The 23633-nt window shown below is 72.3% G+C and carries 20 protein-coding genes; 9 read left to right on the top strand and 11 right to left on the bottom strand.

The window, feature by feature from the left end; translation table 11 throughout:
• The first annotated feature begins 49 nt into the window (after nt 1-49).
• On the top strand, nt 50-502 hold the full coding sequence (locus ACIBF7_RS19370; RefSeq protein ID WP_148030114.1) for a GyrI-like domain-containing protein: 453 nt from the start codon (nt 50-52) through the stop codon (nt 500-502).
• Here the strand turns inward: ACIBF7_RS19370 and ACIBF7_RS19365 are convergent.
• Complete coding sequence (locus ACIBF7_RS19365; protein WP_148030115.1) at nt 499-1026, bottom strand: TetR/AcrR family transcriptional regulator; 528 nt, start codon at nt 1024-1026, stop codon at nt 499-501. The two genes, ACIBF7_RS19370 and ACIBF7_RS19365, sit on opposite strands and share 4 nt — an antisense overlap.
• 91 nt (nt 1027-1117) lie before the next feature.
• On the opposite strand from ACIBF7_RS19365, the gene ACIBF7_RS19360 reads away from it, so the two are divergent.
• On the top strand, nt 1118-2347 hold the full coding sequence (locus tag ACIBF7_RS19360; RefSeq protein ID WP_271279197.1) for an FAD-dependent monooxygenase: 1230 nt from the start codon (nt 1118-1120) through the stop codon (nt 2345-2347).
• A 69-nt stretch (nt 2348-2416) separates the two neighbouring features.
• Here ACIBF7_RS19360 and ACIBF7_RS19355 read toward each other — a convergent pair whose 3' ends face one another.
• A complete protein-coding gene (locus ACIBF7_RS19355; RefSeq protein ID WP_271279198.1) occupies nt 2417-3538 on the bottom strand; it encodes a CaiB/BaiF CoA-transferase family protein in 1122 nt (373 codons plus the stop codon).
• A gap of 152 nt (nt 3539-3690) precedes the next feature.
• Here ACIBF7_RS19355 and ACIBF7_RS19350 point away from each other — a divergent pair, with 152 nt between their 5' ends.
• From ACIBF7_RS19350 to ACIBF7_RS19335, 4 genes are all read left to right on the top strand, one after another.
• Nucleotides 3691-5241 (top strand): serine/threonine-protein kinase, encoded by a 1551-nt coding sequence (locus tag ACIBF7_RS19350; protein WP_378525325.1) that lies wholly within the window; start codon nt 3691-3693, stop codon nt 5239-5241.
• Entirely contained in the window at nt 5238-6221 is a 984-nt protein-coding gene (locus tag ACIBF7_RS19345) for an NAD(P)-dependent oxidoreductase (RefSeq protein WP_345483203.1), read from the top strand. Before ACIBF7_RS19350 ends, ACIBF7_RS19345 begins: the two co-directional genes overlap by 4 nt.
• A 129-nt stretch (nt 6222-6350) precedes the next feature.
• A complete protein-coding gene (locus tag ACIBF7_RS19340) occupies nt 6351-7700 on the top strand; it encodes an FAD-binding oxidoreductase (protein WP_271279376.1) in 1350 nt (449 codons plus the stop codon).
• Between the two features lie 4 nt (nt 7701-7704).
• Nucleotides 7705-8964 (top strand): cyclopropane-fatty-acyl-phospholipid synthase family protein, encoded by a 1260-nt coding sequence (locus tag ACIBF7_RS19335; RefSeq protein WP_271279375.1) that lies wholly within the window; start codon nt 7705-7707, stop codon nt 8962-8964.
• On the opposite strand, the gene ACIBF7_RS19330 is transcribed toward ACIBF7_RS19335, so the two are convergent.
• Together ACIBF7_RS19330 and ACIBF7_RS19325 are read right to left on the bottom strand one after the other, a co-directional pair.
• Nucleotides 8965-9774 (bottom strand): alpha/beta fold hydrolase, encoded by an 810-nt coding sequence (locus ACIBF7_RS19330; protein WP_148030122.1) that lies wholly within the window; start codon nt 9772-9774, stop codon nt 8965-8967.
• 102 nt (nt 9775-9876) lie between these two features.
• A complete protein-coding gene (locus tag ACIBF7_RS19325; RefSeq protein ID WP_271279374.1) occupies nt 9877-11412 on the bottom strand; it encodes a long-chain fatty acid--CoA ligase in 1536 nt (511 codons plus the stop codon).
• A 148-nt stretch (nt 11413-11560) separates the two neighbouring features.
• Between ACIBF7_RS19325 and ACIBF7_RS19320 the strand changes: the two genes are divergently transcribed.
• Both ACIBF7_RS19320 and ACIBF7_RS19315 read left to right on the top strand, forming a co-directional pair.
• Nucleotides 11561-13102: a GMC family oxidoreductase gene (locus tag ACIBF7_RS19320; RefSeq protein ID WP_271279373.1), complete on the top strand. Its 1542-nt coding sequence runs from the start codon at nt 11561-11563 to the stop codon at nt 13100-13102.
• Nucleotides 13103-13153: 51 nt separating this feature from the next.
• On the top strand, nt 13154-13993 hold the full coding sequence (locus ACIBF7_RS19315) for an alpha/beta fold hydrolase (protein ID WP_219550675.1): 840 nt from the start codon (nt 13154-13156) through the stop codon (nt 13991-13993).
• Here the strand turns inward: ACIBF7_RS19315 and ACIBF7_RS19310 are convergent.
• The 5 genes from ACIBF7_RS19310 to ACIBF7_RS19290 all read right to left on the bottom strand — a co-directional run bounded on the left by ACIBF7_RS19310 (nt 13953) and on the right by ACIBF7_RS19290 (nt 21204).
• Nucleotides 13953-15107, bottom strand: coding sequence for a methyltransferase domain-containing protein (locus tag ACIBF7_RS19310; protein ID WP_271279372.1), 1155 nt, complete (start codon nt 15105-15107; stop codon nt 13953-13955). The two genes, ACIBF7_RS19315 and ACIBF7_RS19310, sit on opposite strands and share 41 nt — an antisense overlap.
• A 229-nt stretch (nt 15108-15336) precedes the next feature.
• Complete coding sequence (locus ACIBF7_RS19305) at nt 15337-17688, bottom strand: penicillin acylase family protein (RefSeq protein WP_271279371.1); 2352 nt, start codon at nt 17686-17688, stop codon at nt 15337-15339.
• 8 nt (nt 17689-17696) lie between these two features.
• Nucleotides 17697-19973: an FtsX-like permease family protein gene (locus tag ACIBF7_RS19300; RefSeq protein ID WP_271279370.1), complete on the bottom strand. Its 2277-nt coding sequence runs from the start codon at nt 19971-19973 to the stop codon at nt 17697-17699.
• Nucleotides 19970-20680, bottom strand: coding sequence for an ABC transporter ATP-binding protein (locus tag ACIBF7_RS19295; RefSeq protein WP_148030129.1), 711 nt, complete (start codon nt 20678-20680; stop codon nt 19970-19972). The genes ACIBF7_RS19300 and ACIBF7_RS19295 overlap by 4 nt, the downstream gene beginning before the upstream one ends.
• Nucleotides 20677-21204 (bottom strand): PadR family transcriptional regulator, encoded by a 528-nt coding sequence (locus ACIBF7_RS19290; RefSeq protein ID WP_148030130.1) that lies wholly within the window; start codon nt 21202-21204, stop codon nt 20677-20679. The genes ACIBF7_RS19295 and ACIBF7_RS19290 overlap by 4 nt, the downstream gene beginning before the upstream one ends.
• A gap of 120 nt (nt 21205-21324) precedes the next feature.
• Here ACIBF7_RS19290 and ACIBF7_RS19285 point away from each other — a divergent pair, with 120 nt between their 5' ends.
• Nucleotides 21325-22566: a cytochrome P450 gene (locus ACIBF7_RS19285; RefSeq protein WP_148030131.1), complete on the top strand. Its 1242-nt coding sequence runs from the start codon at nt 21325-21327 to the stop codon at nt 22564-22566.
• Nucleotides 22567-22569: 3 nt separating this feature from the next.
• Here ACIBF7_RS19285 and ACIBF7_RS19280 read toward each other — a convergent pair whose 3' ends face one another.
• Nucleotides 22570-23406, bottom strand: a complete 837-nt coding sequence (locus ACIBF7_RS19280) for a hypothetical protein (protein WP_397197735.1) — start codon at nt 23404-23406, stop codon at nt 22570-22572.
• The coding region (locus ACIBF7_RS19275; RefSeq protein ID WP_397197734.1) for a hypothetical protein at nt 23403-23633 on the bottom strand (231 nt) is incomplete at its 5' end. The genes ACIBF7_RS19275 and ACIBF7_RS19280, both read right to left, overlap by 4 nt.

The raw sequence follows: 23633 nt of genomic DNA, 5'->3' as shown, positions 1-23633 counted from the left end.
CTCGGGGGCTTATGATCGGCCGGGATGCTCAATGGGGGAGGGAGGGCGTGTGGACGTCACCGAGCGGGACGAGATGATCGTCGTCGGATTCGCAGTACGCACCACGAACGCCGACGAAATGGACCAGGCGCGGGCGAAACTGCCGGTCCTGTGGCAGCGGGCCGGTGCTCCGGGGGCCTTCGCCCACGTGCCCAACCGCGTGGGGGAGAACCTCTACGCGGTGCTCACCGACTACGAGAGCGATCATCACGGCGCCTACACGCAGATCGTCGGCACGGCCGTGCGCACGGTGCCGCGGCTGCCTGAGGGCATGGTGGCGGTGCGGGTGCCGGCCGCCAGAACGATCAAGGTGGAGGCGCGCGGCCCGATGCCGCAGGCGCTGGTCGAGGCCTGGCAGCAGGTGTGGAAGCACACCGAGTCGGGCGGCACGCCGGCCAGGGCGTTCACCACCGACGTGGAGGTGCACCACCCGGGGGGCGTCGACCTCTACGTCGCGGTCTAGAAACCGAGCGCGGCGGCCGCGACCTCGACCGCCGTCGGCTTGACCTCCTCGACGGGCAGGTGGGCGTACTCGACCGAGCAGTCGGCGAGGCCGCCCAGCGCGATCGTGGCCCGGATGCGCTGGGTGGTGGTGAGGTCGTCGCCGAGCAGCAGGGCGACGAGCCGCTGCCGCCATTCGATCATGCGCTTGCCCAGGTCGAGGTAGGACAGCACGGACAGTTCGCGCACCACCATGACGATCACCTCGCGGTGCCGCCAGATCATGTCGAAGTAGTCGTCGAGCAGCTCGCGCGGATCCCCGCCGGGCTGCCGGCCGGCCACGAACCGCTCCATGTCGTCGACGAGCGGCTGGACGATGCTGCGCACCAGATCGTCGCGTGAGGAGAAGTGGTAGTAGAGGGCCGGTTTGGTGATGCCGAGCCGGTCGGAGATCTGGCGCAGGCTGGTGTTCTGCACGCCCTGGCGCACGAACAGCTCGCGCGCCACCGCCTGGATGCGCGCCCTGGTGTCACTCGGCCTGGCCATGGATCAACCCTAATCCTTACCTATCGTTAAGTAAGCCCTTGTGGCGGCCGTCGCCGGTGTTTTACCATCCGGTAAGTAAGGAGGGATGTCCATGCACGTCCTCATCTCCGGCGCCAGCGTCGCCGGCCCCGTCCTCGCCTACTGGCTCACCCGCTACGGGTTCACCGTCACGGTCGTCGAACGCGCCCCCGCGCTGCGCAAGACCGGCGGCCACGCGGTCGACCTGTTCCGGCCCGCCGTCGACATCGCCGCCAAGATGGGCGTGCTCGACCGGATCAGGGCCAGGAAGACCGGCACCGAGCTGCTGACCTTCCACGTACCCGGCCGGTCCCGCCCGGTGCGGATGAGCACCGGGAAGCTCATCGCCGCGTTCTCGGAGCGGCACGTGGAGATCATGCGCGACGACCTGGGCGAGATCTTCTACGACGCCGGCCGCGACGACGTCGAGTACGTCTTCGACGACTCCATCACGGCCATCGGCGAGGACGGCGAGGTGGCGTTCGAGCGCGGGCCGTCGCGCCGGTTCGACCTGGTGGTCGGCGCGGACGGGCTGCACTCCAACGTGCGCCGCCTGGTGTTCGGCCCCGAGGAGCGCTTCGCCACCTGGATCGGCGCCTACCTGGCGGTGGCGTCCGTGCCGAACTACCTGGGCCTCGAAGGGCGCATGGAAGGCGTCTCGGCCGTCGACCGGATCATCGGCCTGTACTCGGCGGCCCACCTGCCGGACGCGCGGGCCGTCTTCCTCTTCCGCACCCGCGAGCCCCTCGGCTACCACTACAGGGACGTGCCCAGGCAGAAGGAGCTGCTGCGCGAGCACTTCGCCGGCCTCGGCTGGGAGGTGCCCCGGCTGCTGGCCGAGCTGGACACCACGCCCGCGTTCTACTTCGACAGCATCACGCAGCTGCGCATGGACACCTGGTCGCGCGGACGCGTCACGCTCGTCGGCGACGCCGGCTACTGCCCGGGGCCCGCCGTCGGCGGCAGCACCAGCCTGGCCGTGGTGGGCGCGTACGTGCTGGCGGGCGAGCTCGCCGCGGCGGGCGGCGACCCCGCGCGGGCGTTCCCCGCGTACGAGGCCGAACTCGGCGCGTACGTGCGCGGCAGCCGCGACCTGGCGCTCGGCATGGCGAAGCGGCTCGTCCCCGGCGGCCGGTTCGACCTGTGGGCGCTCGTCCAGGCGGCCCGCGTGCTCGACCACATCCCGGACGCGGTCATCAGGGCGGCCGGCCGGCTCGGCGGCAGGAGCGCGCGCCTGCACGACGCCGTCACTCTCAAGGACTACTCACCGTACGAGACGGCACGCGGCACGGCCCGCGCCTGACCAAGCGCGACCCGGGGAGCGGTGCCGCGCCCACGCCGCTTCGACGACCGGCTCGCGCGCGGCCCGCGCTCAGCCGAGCACGCCCTGGGCGCGCAGCTTCTCCGCCGCCTCCGCCGGGATGCCCCAGGCGGACAGGTCGTCCAGCCGGGTGGCCGGGGCCAGATCGGGGTCCGGCGCGCCGAGCAGCCGGGGCGCGGGCATCGGCTGGCTCAGCCCGCCGACCTCGACGAAGCTGCGCCGGGCCGCGTTGTGCGGGTGCGCGGGGGCCTCGTCCATCGACAGCACCGGCGACACGCACGCGTCGGAGCCCTCGAACACCGCCTCCCACTCGGCCCTGGTCCGCTTGCGGAACTCCTCCGCCAGCCGCGCCCGCAGCGCCGGCCACTGCGCCTGGTCGTTGCGGTCCGGCAGGTCCGACAGGCCCATGAGGGACACCATCGCCTCCCAGAACTGCGGCTCCAGCGATCCCACCGCCAGGTAGCCGCCGTCGGCCGTCTCGTACGTGTCGTACATGGGGGCGCCGGTGTCGAGCAGGTTGGTGCCGCGCGGCCCCCACATGCCGCTGCTCACGCCCTGGTAGAACATCGCGAACAGGATCGCCGCCCCGTCGACCATGGCGGCGTCGATCACCCGTCCCAGGCCGGTGCGCTCCCGCTCGAACAGCGCCAGCAGCACCCCGTACGCGAGCATGAGGCCGCCGCCGGCGAAGTCGCCCAGGATGTTGATCGGCGGGGTCGGCTTGCCGCCCTCGCGGCCCAGCATCGACAGCACGCCGGAGACCGCGATGTAGTCGATGTCGTGCCCCGCCGTGGGCGCCAGCGGGCCGTCCTGGCCCCACCCGGTCATCCGGCCGTAGACCAGCCGCTCGTTGACCGCGTGCAGGTCGTCGGGCCCGATGCCGAGCCGTTCGGCCACGCCCGGCCGGAACACCTCGATCACCACGTCGGCGTGCCGGGCCAGTTCCTTGAACGCGGCCACGCCCTCGGGGGACTTCAGATCCAGCCCGACCGAGCGCTTGCCGCGGTCCATCACGTCGGTGCGCGGCCGGTCGGAGACCGCCTTCACCCGGTCGACCCGCAGCACCTCGGCGCCGTGGTCGGCGAGCATCATCCCGGCGAAAGGACCTGGTGCCAGCCCCGCCAGCTCCAGCACCCGAACCCCGGACAGCGGACCCTGACGAGCGTTCGACATCGGCGTCTCCTTCTCATGACCGGCAGGCGAACAGTCACCCAAGTAGAACAATATTCGGTGTGCTCTGGCAAGACGCCTTCCTGACCACCCCTCAGAGGCAGGTGAGGTATGGGAAACTTGCCCACTATTCGGGTGGTCAACAGGGGTAGGACATGGATGCGGATAGCGGCCGGCTGATCGCCAAGCGCTACGAGTTAGTACGCGCGCTTGGCCGCGGTGGGATGGGCGTGGTCTGGGAAGGCCACGACACGCTGCTCGACCGGCAGTGCGCGGTCAAAGAAGTGGTGCTGCCCGCGGGCCTGCCCGACGCCGACCAGGAGCGTCAGCTCGTCCGCACCGCGCGGGAGGCCCGCACCGCCGCCCAGTTCAACCACCCGTCCGTGGTCGCGGTGTACGACGTGGTGGAGGAGGACGGGCGGCCCTGGATCATCATGGAGCTGGTGCGCGCCCCGTCCGTCGAGGAGGTCGTGGCGACCATGGGCGCGCTGCCGGTGCGGCAGGCCGCCGACGTCGGGCGCCAGGTGCTGTCCGCGCTCGTCGCCGCGCACGGGCAGGGCATCCTGCACCGCGACGTGAAGCCGAGCAACGTGCTGCTCACCGACGACGGCCGGGCGGTGCTCACCGACTTCGGCATCGCCACAGCCGAGGGCGAGTCCTCGCTCACCAAGACCGGCATGGTGACCGGCTCGCCCGGATTCCTGGCCCCCGAGCGGGTGCGCGGCACCGAGGCGGGCCCGGCCTCCGACCTGTGGTCGCTGGGCGCCACCCTCTACGCCACGCTGGTCGGCCGCTCGCCGTTCGAACGCGGCGAGCCCATGGACACGCTCAAGGCCATCCTCGACGAGGAGCCCGACTACCGGCGCATCCCGCCGATCATGCACCCGGTGCTCCAGGGGCTGCTGCGCAAGGACCCGGCCGAGCGGGTGACCGCCCAGGAGGCGGACGAGCTGCTCGACGCCGTCCTCCAGGCCAGGCCGGCCGCCGCCGACCGGGACGCGCCCGGCCCCCGCGTGTCGCGCGGGCTCGGCCGCGCCGTCGTGGCGGCCGCCGCGGCCGCCGTCGTGGTCGTGGCGGCGGGCGCCGTCGCGTACTTCAGGTCCGCCGGCCCGGCCGAGGGCACCGCGCAGCTCGCCCAGCGGGCCGCGGCGACCAGCCCGATGCCGAGCGCCCCGCCGTCCGCCACGCCGACGCCGACGGCCAGCTCCACGCTCGCGCCGACGCCCGCCCCGACCAGGACGAGGCCCGTGGTGCGGGCCTGGACCTCGCCCGCCGGCTGGTCGATCGAGCGGCCGGCCGGCTGGAAGGGCGCGCGCGGCGAGCACCACGCCGAGTGGACGCACCCGCACCGGATGGGTCACCTGGCCGTCGAGGCCGTCTACGCCAGCCTCGACCCGCACCAGCTCCTGCGCGACGAGGAGGAGGCGTTCAAGTCCGCCGGGGGCGCCGGCGTCCTGCGCGACGCCGGACTCAGGAAGGTCAGCCACAACGGCGCCAAGGCCGTGGAGTGGGAGTTCACCTGGGTGGCCGAGGCGGGCGGCGGCACGCCGTGGGCCGCGCCCGGCATGAAGTACCACGAGGTGCGCCGGGCCGTGACGATCGGCGAGACCGCCTACATCCTGTCCTGGACCTTCACCGAGGCGCAGTGGCAGCGCAACACCGGCCTGATGCGCCAGGTGATGGAGAGCTTTACGGTGGGCGCATGACGCCCTGGAACCTGCTGGCGCTCCCGCCGCTCCCCGTGGACCTGATCCGCCGGCTGCTGGCCCCGCTCGGCGACCGGGTGAGCGTGCGCGCGCCCGCCACGCGCGACCGCGCGGCGCTGCTGGCCGCGCTGCCCGAGGCGGAGATCGTGCTGGGCGACTGGACGGGCGAGCTCACGCTGGACGCCGCGGCCGTGGCCGCCGCGCCCCGGCTGGCGTTCCTGCAGCAGCCCTCGGTCGGCGTCGACGGCCACGACCTGGCCGCGCTGGCCGCCGCCGGCGTGCCGGTCGCCAACACGGCGGGCGTCAGCGCGGGCGCGGTGGCCGAGTGGTGCGTGGCCGCCGCCCTGGCGGTGACCCGCAAGCTGGCCGCGGCCGACGCGGCCGTGCGCGCGGGGGAGTGGCCGCAGCAGGCGCTCCAGCCACGGGAGCTGGGGGCCGCCCGGGTGGGCGTGGTCGGCTACGGGCCGATCGGGGAGGCGTGCGCCCGTCTGTTCGGGGCGTTCGGCGGCCGAGTCTCCTACTGGACGCGCACGCCCCGGGAGGACCCCCGCTACACCGCGCTGGAGGACCTGCTGGAGACCAGTGACGTGGTGGTCGTGGTGATCGCGCTGTCGGAGGAGACCCGCGGCCTGATCGACCCGCGCCGGCTCAAGCGGGGCGCCGTGCTGGTCAACGCCGCCAGGGGCGGGGTCGTGGACCAGGACGGGCTGGTGGCGGCGCTGCGTTCGGGGCATCTCGGGGGCGCGGCGCTGGACGTGTTCGACGCCGAGCCGCTGCCTCCCGGCGACCCGCTGCGCGAGCTGCCCGGAGTGCTGCTGTCGCCGCACGTCGCCGGCGTGACCCAGGAGGCCACCGGCCGCCTGATGACCGTCACGCTGGACAACCTGGCCGCGGCCGTGGAGGGCCGCGAAGTCGTCAACGTGGTGAATGGCGTTTGTCAGCCAATTACGCGGAAATACTCGGAATCACCGGCTTCTTAGGCTTGTAGCTGGCACGATGAACAGTTTTCGTGTCTTTAACGCCCCCGGTCTGTTCCATGTTGTCCCGGAGAGATAACGTTCTGTCGACGATCTCTGCCGGCTCCAGGGGGTGCTTGCGTGAAGACGACGATGTCGACACACCGACGGGCAGTGGAGCACATCCGGCGCTCCTACGCCGAGATTCCCGGCGACGCCGCGCCGCGCCTGGCCAAGGCCACGTCCAACCTGTTCAGGTTCCGCGACTCCGGCAAGACGGCCGGGCTTTCCGCCAGGGATCTCGACGAGGTCATCAGCGTCGACCCCGAGACGATGACCGCCGAGGTCCAGGGCATGACCACCTACGAGCACCTCGTGGACGCCACGCTCCGCCACGGGTTGATGCCGTACGTCGTCCCCCAGCTCAAGACCATCACCCTGGGCGGGGCCGTGACCGGGCTCGGCATCGAGTCGACCAGCTTCCGCGACGGCCTGCCCCACGAGTCGGTCGAGGAGCTGGAGATCCTCACCGGCGACGGCCGCGTCATCGTCGCCCGTGACGACAACGAGCACCACGACCTCTTCCGGGCCTTCCCCAACTCCTACGGCACCCTCGGCTACGCGCTGCGCCTGCGCATCAAGCTGCGCAAGGTCCATCCGTACGTGCGGCTCACCCACGTCAGGTTCACCGACGCCGACAAGTGCATGCTGGCCATGCAGGAGATCTGCGAGAGCATGGAGCACGACGGCGAGCCGGTCGACTTCGTCGACGGGGTCTTCTTCGGCCCGCAGGAGCTCTACCTCACCGTCGGCCGCTTCGCCGACCGGGCGCCCTACACCTCCGACTACACCGGCATGCGCATCTACTACCAGTCGATCCGGCAGCGCGGCCGCGACTGGCTGACCGTGCGCGACTACCTGTGGCGCTGGGACACCGACTGGTTCTGGTGCTCGCGCGCGTTCGGCGTGCAGCAGCCGATGGTCCGCACGTTCATGCCGCGCCGCTGGATGCGCTCCGACGTCTACCGCAGGCTCGTGGCCCTCGACCGCAAGCACGGCGTCACCGCCCGCATCGACCGCTGGCGCGGCCGGCCGGTGCAGGAGTCGGTCATCCAGGACGTCGAGGTGCCGGTCGAGCGCGGCGCGGAGTTCCTGGAGTTCTTCCACGGCGAGGTCGGCATGACGCCGGTCTGGATGTGCCCGCTGCGGGCGAGCTCCCGCTGGCCGCTCTACCCCCTGGAGCCCGGGAAGCTGTACGTGAACTTCGGTTTCTGGGGCATGGTGCCGCTGCCGCGGGGGCGGTTCGACGGCCACCACAACCGGCTCATCGAGAACGCGGTGCACGAGCTCGACGGGCACAAGTCGCTCTACTCGACGTCCTTCTACGGCCGCGACGAGTTCTGGCGGCTGTACAACGGCGACACCTACTGGCCGGTCAAGCGGGAATACGATCCGAGCGGCCGCCTGCTTGATCTGTACGACAAGTGTGTGCGGGGAAGGTGATGTGATGGCTCTCGCGTCCATCTTCGAGAAGATCGTCGGTACGGACGCCGGCATCGCGTTCATGGCGTATGACGGCAGCAAGGCGGGTCCCGACGGCGCCGACGTCACCCTTGAGGTGAAGTCGCCCATCGCGGTGGCCTACCTGGCGCAGGCCCCCGGCGAGCTGGGGCTGGCCCGGGCGTACGTGTCGGGCCACATCGACGTGCACGGCGACCTCTACACCCTGCTCGACCGGATGTGGAACATCACGACCAACGACCTGACCCCGGCCGAGAAGGTCGCCGCGGTCCGCTCGCTGGGGCTCAAGCCGCTGCTCATGCGCGTCCCTGTGCCGCCGCAGGAGGTGCGCACCAGCGCGCTGGCCAGGCTGGGCTCGCGCCACGCCAAGCAGCGCGACGCCGAGGCCATCCACCACCACTACGACGTGTCCAACCGGTTCTACTCGTGGGTGCTCGGCCCCTCCATGGCCTACACCTGCGCCACCTTCCCCTCCGAGGACGCCACGCTGGAGGAGGCCCAGTTCGCCAAGTTCGACCTGGTGGCCCGCAAGCTCGGGCTCCGGGAGGGCATGCGGCTGCTCGACGTCGGCTGCGGCTGGGGCGGCATGGTCATCCACGCCGCCCAGCACTACGGCGTCAAGGCGCTCGGCGTGACGCTCAGCCGCCAGCAGGCCGAGTACGCGCAGAAGGCCATCGCCGAGGCCGGGCTGCAGGACCTCGCCGAGGTTCGCCACATGGACTACCGCGACGTCACCGAGAGCGACTTCGACGCCGTCAGCTCCATCGGCCTGACCGAGCACATCGGCAAGGACAACCTGCCCGCCTACTTCGGTTTCCTCAACGGCAAGCTCAAGCCCGGCGGCCGGCTGCTCAACCACTGCATCACCCGGCCCACCGGCAAGGAGAAGACGTTCAACAAGGGCGGCTTCATCAACCGCTACGTCTTCCCCGACGGCGAGCTGGAGTCGGTCGGCTACCTGGTCAGGCAGATGGAGGACAACGGCTTCGAGATCCGCCACGAGGAGAACCTGCGCGAGCACTACGCCAAGACGCTGAGCCACTGGTGCGACAACCTGGACGCCAACTGGGAGGACGCGGTCCAGGAGGTCGGCATGGGCACCGCCCGCGTCTGGGCCCTCTACATGGCGGGCTGCATCGTCGGCTTCGAGCGCAACAAGATCCAGCTCCACCAGGTGCTCGGCGTCAAGCTGGATGACCAGGGGCGCTCCGGCATGCCGCTGCGCCCGTCCCGCGACTGGCCCTGATCAGCTCTCCAGCACCTCGTACAACGTCTTGGCGAACTCGGCCGGGTGCGTGAGGAAACCCACGTGCCCGCCGGGGAAGCCGGCGATGTCCAGCCCGAGCTCCTCGGCGAGGGCGAGGGCGGTGCGGTGGCCGACGGTGGACCCCGTCTCGCCGCCGGTGGCCAGCGTGAACTTGCCGCCCCGCAACGCCTCCAGGTCGGGCACGTAACGGACGAACGACCGCAGCTCGTACGCCACGCAGAAGGACATGTTGGCCTGGACCCGCGCCAGCATGTCGGCGACCGGAGGCGGCAGCCCGGCCGACGCCTCCGGCGGCGCGGCGACGCCGAGCAGGGCGCTCAGCGCCCGGACCGCCGCCGGCGCGCCCTCCCGCTCGTACGTCTCGTACACCTCCTGGAAGGCGGCGTGCCAGCGGTCGGCGTCGGGCAGCAGCTCGATGAGGAGCGGCTCGTGCGCGACCGCCGCGCGCACCTGCTCGGGACGGGCGGCCAGCAGGTCCATCACGACCATGCCGCCGTAGCTCGTGCCGAAGAGGTAGGCGGGCTCCCGGCAGAGCGCGCGCAGCAGCAGGTGCGCGTCGCGGGCGTGCTGGGGGATGCGCTGCTCGCCGATCGGGGAGGTCAGCCGGCTCCGCGAGTTGCCGCGCGGATCGTAGGTGATCACGGTGTAGTGGTCGGCGAGCAGCGCGGCCAGCGGCGCGAACGCGCCCGCGTCCCCCTCGCCGCCGTTCACCAGCAGCAGGACCGGCCCGGACCCGCGCAGCTCGTAGTACAGCTCGGCGCCGGGAACGGCGAGCGTGCCAGCTTCCATGCGATCCTCCGATGTTCGTGAGCCGTACACGAACAGATCGCGGACGCGGGGGAAAGCGTTTCGCTCGCGGGCCCCCTCCCTCCGGAAGGGGGCCCGCGGGGCTCAGCGCAGCTCGCGCTTGAGGATCTTGCCGGTGGCCGTCATCGGCAGCGCGTCGCGGAACTCCACGATCCTCGGGTACTTGTAGGCCGCCATGTTGTCCCTGGCCCAGGCGACGAGCTCGTCCTCGGTGAGGCTCGCGCCCGCGTCGAGGATGACGTACGCCTTGACCTCCTCGCCGTGGGAGTCGTGCGGCACGCCCACCACCGCCGCGAGCGAGACCGCCTCGTGCGTCATGAGGATCTCTTCCACCTCGCGCGGGTAGACGTTGAACCCGCCGCGGATGATCATGTCCTTGGCCCTGTCGATGATCGAGTAGTAGCCGTCGGCGTCGCGGGTGGCGATGTCGCCGGTGCGGAACCAGCCGTCGCGCATCACCTCGGCGCTCGCCTCGGGCCGGCCGTAGTAGCCCTTCATGATGTTGTGGCCGCGGATCGCGATCTCGCCGGGGCCCTCGCCCTCGACCGTCTTCCAGTCGTTGTCGATCAGCTTCATCTCCACGCCCCAGATCGGGGTGCCGATCGTGCCGGGCTTGGCCGGGCGGCCCGGCTGGTTGAAGCTGGCCACCGGGGCGGTCTCGGACAGGCCGTAGCCCTCCAGGATGCCGATGCCGAAGGTCTGCTCGAAGTCCTTGAGCACCTCGACGGGGGAGGCGGAGCCGCCCGCCACCGCGACCTGCAGCGTGGCCGGGGGCTCCGCGCCCTCGGCGTGGATCTTGGTGAGCATGGCCCAGTACATGGTCGGCACGCCCGCGAAGAACGTCGCCTCCTCGCGGCGCATCAGCTCCAGCGCCTCGCCCGGCTCGAAGCGCGGCATGAGCACCAGCTTGGCGCCGCGCATGAACCCGGTGTTCATGACCACCGTCTGCCCGAAGGAGTGGAACAGCGGCAGCACGCCCATGTAGGTGTCGCCGTTCTCCGAGCGCGGGAACATCTTGTCGTTGACCATGACGTTCATCAGCATGTTCTGGTGGCTCAGCTCGGCGCCCTTGGGCTGGCCGGTGGTGCCCGAGGTGTAGAGGATGACGGCGGTGTCGTCGGCCGAGGTCTGCACGGTCTCGAACTCGCCGGACATGCCGTTCAGCGCCGCCCAGACCGACTCCCCGTACTCCGACTCGGTCGCCAGCGGCGTGGCCGGCAGCACGAAGAAGTGGTCGCAGCCCTCGGCCCCCTCGAACCCCGCCCGGCCGCGCTCGCCCAGCGGCAGCTCGGGCGTGCCCTCGAAGCAGAACAGCGCCTTGGCGTCGCTGTCGTCCAGGTGATAGCTGATCTCCCTGGACTGCAGCAGCACATTGAGCGGCACCACGGTCGCCCCGGCCTTGAGGATGCCGAAGTAGACGAACGGGAAGTACGGCAGGTTGGGACAGGCGATCGCGACCTTGTCGCCCTTGCCGATGCCCCGCGAGACCAGCAGGTTCGCGACCTGGTTGGCCACGGTGTCGATCATGGAGTACGGCAGCCGCATGTCGCCGAAGACGACGGCCGTGTTCTCCGGAGTGTTCCTGGCACTGTCTTCCAGGACGATCGACAGGTTGAGCATGACGCCTTCCCTCCTTGTTGGGCCTTCGGCCACATCTTCGCAGCGGGGGCATACCAACCGGTAGGTAACTCAGGTTACAGATGCGTATGGACGCGATGCCGCCGCTGGAGTAAGCAAGTAACAAGTTACTCGCCCCTGGGAGGGGTCCATGGAGTACGACTACGTGATCGTCGGAGCCGGTTCGGCGGGGTGCGTGCTGGCGGCGAGGCTCTCGGCCGACCCCGCGGTGTCCGTGGCGCTCGTCGAGGCCGGCGGCCAGGACGACAAGCTCGAGATCCGCATGCCCCTCGGGTTCCCCAAACTCTTCAAGACCCCGTACGACTGGGACTTCACCACCGCGAAGCAGGGCGAGATGGCCGGGCGCGAGCTCTACTGGCCGCGCGGGCGGGTCCTCGGCGGCTCCTCCTCGCTCAACGCCCAGATGTGGGTGCGCGGCTGCGCCCTGGACTACGACCAGTGGCGGATCCCCGGCTGGGGGTACGAGGACGTGCTGCCGTACTTCCACCGGGCCGAGCGCCGCGTCGGCAGCAACCACGGCGGCGTCTACGGGACCACCGGCCCGCTGCTCATCTCCGAGCTGCGCAGCCCCAACGTCACCACCGCCGCGTTCCTCAAAGCCTGCGAGGAGCTCGGGTTACGCCGCCTGGACGAGCTCAACGGCCCGTCCAACGAGGGCTACAGCCCCACCCCCGTCACCCAGGACCGGGGCCGCCGCTGGAGCGCCGCGGACGCGTACCTGCGCCCCGCGCTGCCCCGGCCGAACCTCACCGTGATCACCGAGGCCCCCGTGGACCGGATCACGATCGAGGACGGGCGCGCCACCGGCATCGAGCACAGCGGCGGCGCCCAGATCAGGGCCAGGCGCGAGGTCATCCTGTCGGCGGGCGCCATCGGCTCCCCCTACCTGCTCATGCGCTCCGGCGTCGGGGCCGGCGACGAACTGCGCGACGCCGGCGTGCCGGTCGTGCGCGACCTCCCCGAGGTCGGCAAGAACCTCCAGGACCACCTGTCCACCGGCGCCTTCGTCTCCTGCACCAAGCCCGTCACGCTCACCAGGGCGGAGTCCGTCGCCAACCTGCTGCGCTACCTGGTGTTCCGCTCCGGCATGCTCACCTCGAACGTGGGTGAGGCGGTCGCCTTCATCAGGACCTCCCCGGAGGAGCCGGCCCCCGACATCGAGCTGGTCTACGCCCCGGTGCCGTTCAAGGACCACGGCCTCACCCCGCCCACCGGCCACGGGCTGACCGTCGGCGTCGTGCTGCTGCAGCCCGAGAGCCGGGGCAGGATCGGCCTGAACGGCCGCGAGGTGGTGGTCGACCCCGCCTACCTGAGCGCCGGCGTCGACGTCGAACGGCTGACGGCCGGGCTCAAGACGGCCAAGCAGGTGTTCGCCACCAACGCGATGAAGCCGTACGCGGGCGGGCCGATGCCCCCGTACACCATGCCGGAGAGCGATGAGGAGATCGCCCAGTGGATCAGGGAACGCGGCGAGACTCTCTACCACCCCGTCGGCACCTGCCGGATGGGCGTGGACGAGGCGTCGGTCGTGGACCCGTCGCTGCGCGTGCGCGGCGTGGCGGGGCTGCGGGTGGCGGACGCCTCCGTCATGCCGACGCTCAACCGGGGCCACACCCACGCCCCGGCGGTGATGATCGGTGAGAAGGCGGCCGACCTGATCGCCGAAAGCTGATCGGCCCCGGACGCCCCCGCGCGGGCGTCCGGAATGTTAGGTTGCGCAGTCATGGAGATCAGAACCGTCCACGCCAACGGGGTGGAGTTCTCGTATCTGACCGTGGGGGACGGGCCGCTGGCGCTGTGCCTGCACGGCTTCCCCGACACCGCGCACACCTGGCGTCACCTGCTGCCCGAGCTCGCCGGGCGCGGCTACCGCGCGGTCGCGCCCTTCACCCGCGGCTACGCGCCGACCGAGATCCCCGCCGACGCCGCCTACGAGGGCGCCGCGCTCGCCGCCGACGTGCTCGCCCTGCACGAGGAGCTCGGCGGCGACGAGCGCGCGGTGCTCGTCGGGCACGACTGGGGGGCGTTCCCCGCCTACGCGGTCGCCGACCGGTTCCGGGCGGCCGTGACCATGGCGGTCCCGCCGCCCGCCGCGCTGCTCGCCGGGCTGATGGACTACGACCAGCTCAAGCGGTCGTTCTACGTGTTCCTCTTCCAGACGCCGCTGGCCGAGTCGGCCGCCGCGACCCCGGGGTTCCTGGACCGGCTCTGGCAGGACTGGTCGCCTGGCTACGACGCCTCCGACGACCTCGCCTTCGTGCGCCGCAGCATCGGGGAGCCGGCCAACCTGGCGGCGGCCATCGGCTACTACCGGGCCATGATGGGCACCACCCCGCCCTCCGGGCGCTACCCGGATCCGGGCAGGGCGGAGTCGACGCCCATCCTCTACCTGCACGGCGACCGCGACGGCTGCCTCACGCCCGACGTGGTCAAGCAGGCACTGCCGCACCTGCCGCCGGGCTCCCGCGCCGAGCTGGTGCCCGGCGCGGGCCACTTCCTGCACCTGGAGCGGCCGGACGTGGTCAACCGGCTCGTCCTCGACTGGCTCGCCGCCGTTCCCTGAGCCGCAGCACTGCCAGTACGGGATGCCGCCCCGACAGGCTGACCTCCACCCGCTCCACGGTCTCGAACCCCGGCGGATCCCCGCCTTCGTCGTACGACAACGCCACCACCAGCCCGTCGCGGGCCAGCACGCGGCGGATCTCCCGCCACAGCCGGTCCGGCTCCCGGGCGAGCTCCCCGGCGGGCGGCACCTGACGCCCCCACGGCGGATTCACCAGCACCCGATCGACACTGCCCCCGGCCACCGGCACCCGCCCGGCGTCAGCCACCCCCCACCGGAACCTCGTGCCCCTGCCCGTGCAGTTCGCGCCGGCCAGGCCGGGGAGGTCAGCCGTGCGGCCGAAGACCTCCGCACTCCCCGCCACCCTCGCACCGTCCGCGAGGAGTGCGCCGTCCGCGCCGTCCTCGGCGTGGCGGGCGTTCTCGCGGGCGGCGGCGATGGCGGCCTGGTCGTGGTCGAGGCCCAGGAGGACGGCCTGCGGCGCGAGCGCGGCGGCCTCGATGAGGGTGGTGCCCGCGCCGCAGCACGGGTCCAGGACCGTGCGCGCCCCGGCGAGCCGGGCCAGACCGGCCATGGCGGCGGCCAGCGGCGGGTGCAGGGTGCCCCGGATCGAGGCCGTCTTGTAAGGCCTGCGGTGCAGCGGCCGGCCCGCGATCCGTACCGCGATCACCGCCCGGTCGCCCTCGATCGTGACCCGCCACGCGACGCACCCGCCGGGCGGCGCCGCGCCGCCCGAGCGCGAGTGGTACGGCGACCCCAGCCGCCGCGCCAGCTCCGCCCCGACGGCGTCCTCGATCTCGAACCGCGTGTAGTTGCGCCGCCCCACGAACGACGCGGAAACCTCGATCCCCGGCTGCGCGGGGACGCCGGGGTACGTGATCGTACGGGCGGCGGCGGCCAGGCGGCGCAGGGCCGCGCGGGCGGGCCCGACACCGTCCACGACGGCCGCCACCAGCAGCACGTCGTCGGCCGTCCGCAGCCCTGTCAGCCCGGCCCAGGAGCCCGAGGGCTCGAACCACACCTCACGATGGCGCAGCCCGCTCACCCGGCCCAGCCGTGAATTCCGGATCTCCGCGGCGACCAGCGGTTCGATGCCACGAACCGACCGTGCCACGGCAAGAGTGTGCGCGGAAGAACGCGCCCGGCGTCCCTCCGCAGGTTGCGAATCTCGCACCTGTCTTCTCCCACGTCGCGACCCGGGACGGCGGCAGGCCGTCCCGCATCGCCGGCGGTGGGTCGTCCGCGACCCGCCGGCGGGTCGCTAACGCAGGTAGAAGAACGTCACGCGGCCACCTTAGCGATCACCCGCCGGCGACCACCACGGGTTTTCCGCCAGGCCCGCGTCAACGCAGGGACACCGTCGTGAGCCCCGGATACGCCCTGATCTCGGCCTCGGTGAACCGCCCGGTCACCCACCGGCCGCGCGAGAACAGCTCGGTCTGGTCGGCGTGGTGCGGCGAGGTCGAGTCGGCCGACAGCGAGTACGTCAGCACGGTGCGGGCGCGCGGCCCGGACGGCGTCAGCTCCACGGCCATCAGGAAGCTGGAGCCGGTGTCGACGTCCTCATAGCGGCCTTCCTCGCCGAGCGCGCCGCGGGCGCGGATCCGGTCGAAGCACCCCTCCGCCTCGGTGCAGCCCGGCACCGGGACGGCGCCGTACCACTGGGCCTGCCCCGGCGTCAGCGTCAGCGGGAGGTCGTTGGCCCTGAAGAACCGCACGGCGTCGGCCAGCGCGGCCGGCACCACCGGGTTGGCGAGGTCGAGCCCGCGCGGTGTGGTGAGCGGGTGCTCGGGGTCGAACGGCACCTTCCACCAGCTCCTCGGCGGGATGACCCCGCCGTCGGGCCGTCTCCGCGGGCGGTGCAGGCCCAGGAAGAACTCGCGCCACAGGATCGCGCCACGGCTGTCCAGGCGGGCCCGCCCGTCCCAGGCCGTCAGCGTGGCGCAGGCCCGGCGGACGTCGACCTTCTCGCCGTCGCTCGCCGTCATCACGGGCTTGGCCCGGCACAGCGCGCGCAGATCCGGGCGGAGCAGCTCGGCACTCAGGTTGCGCTTGCCCGTCGCCGTCCGCTGGAGAGTGTCCAGCGTGAAGCCGGGGGCGCCGAGCCCGTCGTCGCCCGACAGCCGCTGGGCGATCATGTCGAGGCCGACCCGGGTGCGCAGGTCCCGTTGCGTGCGGGTGTCGCCGAAGATGCGCGGATAGTCGGTGAGCGGGGCCTCCGGGTTGGTCAGCCAGGGATCGGCGTTGGCGTTGGTCACGTAGTCGGCGCGGGCCAGCCGGGGCTGGGCGGCGGGGCCGAAGACGCCCGGCTCGATCGCGTCCGCGTCCTCGCCCCACAGACAGGCCGACGTGGACCCGTCCAAAATGAGCGTCTCGGGGTCGTCCCCGGCGCGGCAGCGATCCGCCTGCTCGTCGGTGACGTGCGGGACCACCGAGGCGTCGGCGAAGTACGTCTCGCCGCCGGCGTCCGCGGCGAGCGTGTAGACGAAGGGCATCCCCTGGTAGGTGTCCTGCGCGCGGCGCAGCCCGGCCAGGTCGCGGGCGGCGCCGATGGCCAGCCACTCGTCGGCGAAGCGCAGATTGGCGGCGTTGACGTCGGCCAGGGCGATCGCCGTCCCCTCCGTCCAGCCGGTGGCCAGCACCGGGCCGTACCGGGAGGTGTACAGGGTGGTGGTGACTGTGTTGGTCGCGCCCCAGGCGTCCCGGACGGTGACCGACACCTCCTGCCGGCCCATCGGCTCGGGCCGGCCGTCCACCAGGTACGTGGTGCGCCGGCCCGGCACCAGCTTGAGCCGGTACAGGGTGAAGCGCTGGGCGTGGGAGACGGTGTGCGTCCAGGCCACGCTCGCGTTGTGGCCGATCTGGACCATGGGGGTGCCGTACAGGCTGCCGCCCGACACGTCGAGCACGCCCGGGATGGTCAGGTGGACCTGGTAGAAGCGGCGGCTGCCGTTCCACGGGAAGTGGGGGTCGGCCAGCAGCATGCCGTGGCCGCCGCGGGTGGCCTCGCGCCCGAGGGCGTAGGCGTTGCTGCCGGGGGCGCTCACCTTCTTCTTCCTGTCCGGCTGCTTCGTCTCCTCTTCCTCCTGCCCGGAGGCGGCGATGGCCTCCTTGAACGAGGAGCTTCCGGCCAGGCGGCCGAGGTCGAGCAGGTTCATCCAGACGTCCGTGGCGGTGATGGGGCCGACCCAGTCCTTGCCCCGGCAGGCCGGGTCGGGCAACCCGGCCACGCCCGTCTCGCTCAGGTAGCGGTTGAACCCGGCCACGTAGCCGTCCACGAGCGCCCGCACCTCGGCACCGGGGCCGTGGGGCGCCGGGCGGGCGAGCACCCGGCGCAGCACGCCCGACGCGTGGACGCTCTTGTGGTACACGTCGCTGGCCAGGTTGGAGACCGGGTCGACGGCGTCGTCCGACATCGCCTCCGCGCCGAAGTGGCGCGACCGCTCGCCGCGCAGGGTGAGCGCCCACGAGGCCATGACGCACAGGTTGTCCTCCGCGAAGGCGTAACCGTAGCCGTAGCCGAGGCCGCCGTGGTCCTTCGCGGAGATGTGCGGGATGCCGTACTCGGTGCGCCTGATGTCGGCGGCGTAGCGGCCTTCGGCGGCCCGCGCCGGCGCGGGCGCCGCCACGAGGAGGGAGGCGGTCAGTGCGGCCGCGAGCGGCGCGGCCAGCCGCCGGACACATGTGCTGATCATCGGCGGTCCTATTCGAAGCGGGCGTTGTCGGGGGTGGTCACGCGCTTGAGCAGCGGCAGACCGGCGAGGGCGATCAGCAGGGCGGCCAGCAGCCCGCCGCCGACGGTCAGGAAGTAGGCGGGGCCAGGCATCGTCGCCGGGGCGCTCTTGATCGCCAGCTGGTCGATCACCGGCCCGGCCACGCCGAAGCCCGCGCCCGCCGCCACCAGGGCGGCCAGCACCACCGGGACGGCCGTCTCCAGCAGCATCACCCTGGTAAGCGTCCGTGCCGGCGTGCCGCACAGCCGCAGCAGCGTGAAGGGCTGCCTGCGCTCCACCACGCCGCCGGCGACCGCCACCAGCAGGCCGCAGCCCGCCACCAGCAGGGTCAGCGCGACGATGGCCAGCGCGACGCGTTCCACCTGGTCCAGCAGCACCGCGCGGGCCTGGGCGACCTCGGCGAACGTCTGCGGTGTCTCGGCGCTGCCGGAGAGGGCGACGTACGGGTTGAGCAGCGTGCGGATCCGCTCACGGACGACCGGGTCGGCCGCGTGGATCAGCACCGCGGCCAGGGGCCGGTCGGCTGTGGCCGTGTCGCCCTTGTTGCCCGCGTCCACGACCGGCAGGTTGCGGTCGACGGAGAGCATGTTGTCGCTGGTCAGCAGCCGGTTGAAGTCGGCCGTCACCGCGTGGACGCCCGGGGCGCACCGGCCGAGCGCCGGGAAGGCGGCCAGGGCGTCGCATTCGACCACGTGCCCGAGCAGGAAGTCGAGCCTGCAGCCGGGGCCCGGGTCGCACGGCGGAGGGCCGTCGGGTAGGGCAGGCGTATCGGCCCTGCGGTAGATCGGCAGCACGGTGACGCCGGGATGGGCGCGTAACTTGGCGAGCAGCTCGGCCGCCGTGGCGGGCGGCAGAGGCTGACCCTCGGTGGCGTCGGCGTACCCGAACGGCGCCCGCATGACCTCGTTCAGCGTGCCGCCGCCCGCCGCCTCCTGGCCCGAGACGACGGCGGGGACGATCCCGGCGACGGCCGTGCCGATGAAGACCGCCAGCACGATCCCGTTCACCGACCGGAAGGCCCCCTTCGGATCGGCCGCCAGCCGCCGCGCGGCCAGCAACGTCGCCGCGCCGCGCGTGACGCGGGCGGCCAGCCGCGCGGCCAGCATCGTCAGCCACGGCCCGGCCACCACGAGACCGACCATGATCAGCGCCAGACCGGCGTCGACGAGCACCGCGTCCGGGTCCTCGCCGCCCGCGAACACCGGGCCCGCGAACAGCCCCAGCCCCGCCAGCAGCGGGAGCACCCGCCACCATCCCGGGGCGGCGGCCCGCACCTTCCGCGCCGCGCCGAGCGGTGTGATCCGCACCCGGCGCAGCGACCACAGCGCGGCGCCGGCGGCGGCGAGCGGCACGCCCGCGACCACGGCGCCGTACTGGAGAGCGGTCGGCACGACCACGTCGGGGAAGAAGCGGGAGCCGGTGACGGCGACGCCGGCCAGGGCGGGCCGCACCGCCTGGAAGACCGCGACGCCGGCGAGCGCGCCCAGCAGCGCGCCGAGCGCCGCGTCCACCGAGGCGATCACGTTGATCTGCCGCGCGGTGGCGCCCGCCAGCCTGATCGCCGCGAAGCGCGCCTCGCGGCGGGCGGAGGCCAGCCGCGTGGCCGTGCCGACGAGGACGAGCAGCGGGAAGATCAGGCCGATGGCGGCGATGCCGAAGCCGTGCTCGTAGAGGGCCGCGGTGTCGTCCGCGCGCGGGGTGGTGGCGACGGCGTCGACGGCCACGGTGCCGGCCATGGCGGCCAGCTCGCCGGGGGTCCGGCCGACGACGACGACCAGGTCGTCAGGGCCGGACAGCGCCGCCCGCCCGATCAGCCCGGCGCGGTCGCCGGGGAAGCGGCCGGCGAGCTGTTCGCGCGGCACGGCGTCCATCAGCTCGGCGAGCGCGGGCGAGACGTAGTGGCGCCCCGCGCCGGGCAGCTCGGGGACGCCGGGCACGGCCGCTGTGGGCGTTCCGTCGAGGACGGCGACGTCGAGCCGCTTGATCGGGCGGCCCGCGTAGGAGTCCTGGCGGTGGTTCCACAGCACGGCGCCCGGGGTGGCGCCCAGCGCCCAGCCGCCCGGCGCGGAGCCGGTCGTGCACTCCCAGCACGGGCGGTCAGCGGTCACCTGGAAGGCGTTGAACAGCGCCACCGTGGACAGCAGCACCGTCACCCCCATCGCGACGGAGGCGGTGACGAGCGCCAGCCGGACGGCCGCCTCCCGGCCGCCGCGCAGCGACAGCCGCAGGCCCAGCCGGAGCGTCATCGGACGGCCCCGCCGGCGTAGGGGTCGGTGACCTTGCCGTCACGCACCATGACCTCCCGGTCGGCGCAGGCGGCGACGCGGGCGTCGTGGGTCACCACGATCACGGTCACGCCCTCCTGGCGGGCCAGGCCGACGAGCAGTTCCATGACCTTCTCGCCGGCGAGCGAGTCGAGCGCGCCGGTGGGCTCGTCGGCGAAGATCACCTGGGGCCGCGTCACCAGCGCCCTGGCGATCGCCACCCGCTGCGCCTGCCCTCCGGACAGCTCGCCGGTGCGCCGCTCGCCCAGGTCGTCCAGCTCCAGCCGCCGCAGCCAGCCGCGCGCCCGATGGTAGGCCTGCTTGCGCCCGGCCCTGCCGAGCAGCAGCGGCAGGGCGACGTTGTCGGCCACCGTGAGCTCCGGTACCAGCTGGCCGAACTGGAAGACGAAGCCGAACGCGGTGCGGCGCAGCTCGGACCGCCTGGCGTCGCTCAGGGTGTCCAGCCGCCGCCCGCCGAACCAGACCTCGCCCGCGTCGGGGGTGAAGACGCCGGCCAGGCAGTGGAGCAGCGTGGACTTGCCGGAGCCGCTCGGGCCCATGATCGCCAGGATCTCCCCCGCGGTCACGGAGAGGTTCGCCTCGCGCAGCGCCCGCGTACGGCCGTGGGAGCGGTCGACGGAGCGGGCCTCCAGCAACGGTCCGGGCACAGGAAGGCCGTCGACGGTCATGACTGCCGCACCGTCTCCGCCAGCGCGCCCAGGCGGGCCGTGGTCACGTCGATCCAGCGCAGGTCGGCCTCCAGGTGGAACAGGGCGTGGTCGGCGAGCAGGGCGTCGACCAGGGCGCCGGAGCGTTTGATCTCCGACAGCTCACGCATGCGCCGCATGTGGGTGGCGCGCTGCGCGTCGAGATAGCCGTGCGCGTCGTGGCCCAGCATCAGCGCCAGCACGACCTTCGTGAACAGGACCGTCTGCAGCAGCGGCTCCGCGGCCACCGGCTCGGCCAGCCACGCCTCCACCTCCTGCCTGCCGACCGGGGTGATGGCGTAGCGCTTGCGGTCGGGGCCCTCGCCGGGCTCGCTCTGACCGGCCGTGACCTTGCCGTCCCTGGCCAGGCGGCCGAGCGTGGAGTAGACCTGCCCGAAGGGGAGCGGCTTGCCCCGGCCGAAGTAGGTGTCGTAGGCGCGCTTCAGGTCGTATCCGTAGCTGGGCTCGCGATCCAGCAGGCCCAGGAGGGCCAGGGGGACTGTCATGGCGGACGACTATACACCTGAGGTATATACCCGGTGTATACGTGACTTCGGATGAAAGGTACGTACGGTGTACGTGCAAAGTGTTGACGCGGAACCGCCCATGCTCGAATGATGGGCACCATGAGCGTCCTCGACTTCGACCTGTCGGACACCCACTTCTGGGCCAGGCCCATGTCGGAGCGGAGGCAGGCCTTCGACCTGCTGCGCCGGCGTGCGGCGCCGGCCTTCTTCGCGGAGCCGGAGATCTCCTTCGCGCCCAGGGGGCCCGGCTACCACGCCCTGGTCAAGCATGCCGACATCCTCGAAGCCAGCCGCAACCCGGAGGTCTTCTGCTCCGGCGACGGCGGCGCGACGAACATCCCCGACATGCCGGCGGAGTTCACCGAGTACTTCGGCTCCATGATCAACATGGACGACCCGCGCCACGCCCGCCTGCGCCGCATCGTCTCCCGGGCCTTCACGCCCAAGATGATCAAGCAGTTCGAGTCGGACGTCGACACCGCCGCCGCGAAGATCGTCGACGACCTCCTCGCCAACGGCCCCGGCTGCGACTTCGTCACCGAGGTCGCCGCCCGCCTGCCCCTGAAGATCATCTGCGACATGATGGGCATCCCGGAGCGCGACTACCAGTTCGTCTTCGAGCGCTCCAACATGATCCTCGGCGGCTTCGACCCCGAGTACGTCGGCACCGACGTCGAGGGCATCGCCGAGCGCCTGCTCACCGCCGGCATGGAGCTCCAGCAGCTCGTCCAGGACCTGGCCGCCCACCGCGCCGACAACCCGACGAGCGACCTCACCTCCTCGCTGGTCAACGCCAACATCGACGGCGAGCGGCTGACCATGCAGGAGCTCGGCTCGTTCTTCATCCTGCTCGTCGTGGCGGGCAACGAGACCACCCGCAACGCCATCTCGTACGGACTGCGCCTGCTCACCAAGAACCCCGAGCAGCGCGAGCTCTGGAGCCAGGACTTCGACAAGCACGCGCCGACCGCGGTCGAGGAGATCGTCCGCCTCGCGTCACCGGTCAACTTCATGCGCCGCAAGGTCACCCGCGACCACGTCATGAACGGCAACCCGTACCGCGCGGGCGAGAAGGTCGTGCTCTACTACTGGGCCGCCAACCGCGACCCCGAGGTGTTCGACGACCCCGAGCGCTTCGACATCACCCGCCACCCCAACCCGCACGTCGGCTTCGGCGGGCCTGGGCCGCACTTCTGCCTCGGCGCCCACCTGGCGCGCCGCGAGATCACCGTGATGTTCCGCGAGCTGCTGCGGCGCGTCCCCGGCATCGAGGGTCACAACCCGGACCGGCTGCACTCCAGCTTCATCAACGGGATCAAGCACATGGAGTGCAGGTTCTGACGGTCAGCCCTGGGAGATCAGGCGCAGCCGCTTGACGACGGTGTTGACGTCCGGCAGCAGCGCCTTGCCCTCCGCGGGCACCGACATGAAGACGATCGCCGGCACGTCGCCGCCCGTGTTGATCGCGGCGGCGACGACCGTGGCCTTCTCGGTGGGCGAGGTGAGCGAGTAGGCGATCAGCCTGCCCGTGCTGTCGCCCACCTTCAGCGACTGCTGGGCGATCTTGCGCACCTTGTTGCCGTCCGCGTAGAGCCGCTTGCGCGCGTCGACCACGACCGCCTTGATCACCGGCTCCAGGTCGTCCGGAGAGGTGTACCTGCCCGCCAGCTTGGCGGGCAGCGGGCCGGTCAGCACCTGGGCGGCCAGGTCGTCGCCGACCATGGCGTACTGGCGCGTGTCGTACCCGTAGGTGCCCTTGACCGTCGGCCGCTCGTCGAGCCGCCAGGTGCCGCCGAGCCGGGGGACCTGGATGCCCGCCTGCGGGTCCTGGACCGTGCCGGTCACCGGTGACGCGTTGCCCTTGTACGCGGGCAGCCTGCCGATCGTGACGGACGTCTTCCTCGGGGTGGCGGGGGCCGACTGGGACGGGGTGGCCTGCGCCGCGGACTTGCCCGGGTCCTCGCTCGCCAGCGGGCCGGCGATGAACGCCCACAGCAGCGCGATCACCAGGGCTACGGCCGCCGAGCTGGCCAGGGCGTAGATCCACAGCGGCTTGCCGGGCTCGTCCAGCGACTCCGGCTCGCCCATCGCCTGGTAGTTGTCGCCGAAGACGGTGTTCCAGAGCTCCTGCTGGCGCTCGGGGGGAGGGGTGCGGGAGCCGCTGATCTGACCGGCCGTCACGAACGGGCGGTCAGGGTCGGAGGGGTCCCGGCTGAGGTTCGCCCCGGGCCTGCCCTGCTCGGTCCCGGGCCCACCATGACCATGCCCTGCAGGCCCGCCAGGTCCGTAGGAGCCGTCGGCTCCGCCGGGCCCGCCGTACGGACCGTCGGCTCCGCCTTGACCCCCAGGTCCGTAGGGACCGTCAGTTCCACCGGGCCCGCCAGGCCCGTACGGGCCGCCAGGTCGTA

This window comes from Nonomuraea sp. NPDC050478 (genome assembly GCF_044458265.1).
Lineage (GTDB): Bacteria > Actinomycetota > Actinomycetes > Streptosporangiales > Streptosporangiaceae > Nonomuraea > Nonomuraea ferruginea.
This window is presented reverse-complemented; position numbering and strand designations above follow the sequence as displayed.

Bases quoted from the DNA above. Each gene is read 5' to 3' on its own strand.
- ACIBF7_RS19330 (WP_148030122.1), bottom strand. From the start codon at position 9,774: ATGGAAGCTGGCACGCTCGCCGTTCCCGGCGCCGAGCTGTACTACGAG.
- ACIBF7_RS19365 (WP_148030115.1), bottom strand. From the start codon at position 1,026: ATGGCCAGGCCGAGTGACACCAGGGCGCGCATCCAGGCGGTGGCGCGC.
- ACIBF7_RS19345 (WP_345483203.1), top strand. From the start codon at position 5,238: ATGACGCCCTGGAACCTGCTGGCGCTCCCGCCGCTCCCCGTGGACCTG.
- ACIBF7_RS19355 (WP_271279198.1), bottom strand. From the start codon at position 3,538: ATGTCGAACGCTCGTCAGGGTCCGCTGTCCGGGGTTCGGGTGCTGGAG.
- ACIBF7_RS19325 (WP_271279374.1), bottom strand. From the start codon at position 11,412: ATGCTCAACCTGTCGATCGTCCTGGAAGACAGTGCCAGGAACACTCCG.
- ACIBF7_RS19305 (WP_271279371.1), bottom strand. From the start codon at position 17,688: ATGATCAGCACATGTGTCCGGCGGCTGGCCGCGCCGCTCGCGGCCGCA.
- ACIBF7_RS19315 (WP_219550675.1), top strand. From the start codon at position 13,154: ATGGAGATCAGAACCGTCCACGCCAACGGGGTGGAGTTCTCGTATCTG.
- ACIBF7_RS19340 (WP_271279376.1), top strand. From the start codon at position 6,351: ATGTCGACACACCGACGGGCAGTGGAGCACATCCGGCGCTCCTACGCC.
- ACIBF7_RS19350 (WP_378525325.1), top strand. From the start codon at position 3,691: ATGGATGCGGATAGCGGCCGGCTGATCGCCAAGCGCTACGAGTTAGTA.
- ACIBF7_RS19285 (WP_148030131.1), top strand. From the start codon at position 21,325: ATGAGCGTCCTCGACTTCGACCTGTCGGACACCCACTTCTGGGCCAGG.
- ACIBF7_RS19360 (WP_271279197.1), top strand. From the start codon at position 1,118: ATGCACGTCCTCATCTCCGGCGCCAGCGTCGCCGGCCCCGTCCTCGCC.
- ACIBF7_RS19335 (WP_271279375.1), top strand. From the start codon at position 7,705: ATGGCTCTCGCGTCCATCTTCGAGAAGATCGTCGGTACGGACGCCGGC.
- ACIBF7_RS19320 (WP_271279373.1), top strand. From the start codon at position 11,561: ATGGAGTACGACTACGTGATCGTCGGAGCCGGTTCGGCGGGGTGCGTG.
- ACIBF7_RS19295 (WP_148030129.1), bottom strand. From the start codon at position 20,680: ATGACCGTCGACGGCCTTCCTGTGCCCGGACCGTTGCTGGAGGCCCGC.
- ACIBF7_RS19300 (WP_271279370.1), bottom strand. From the start codon at position 19,973: ATGACGCTCCGGCTGGGCCTGCGGCTGTCGCTGCGCGGCGGCCGGGAG.
- ACIBF7_RS19290 (WP_148030130.1), bottom strand. From the start codon at position 21,204: ATGACAGTCCCCCTGGCCCTCCTGGGCCTGCTGGATCGCGAGCCCAGC.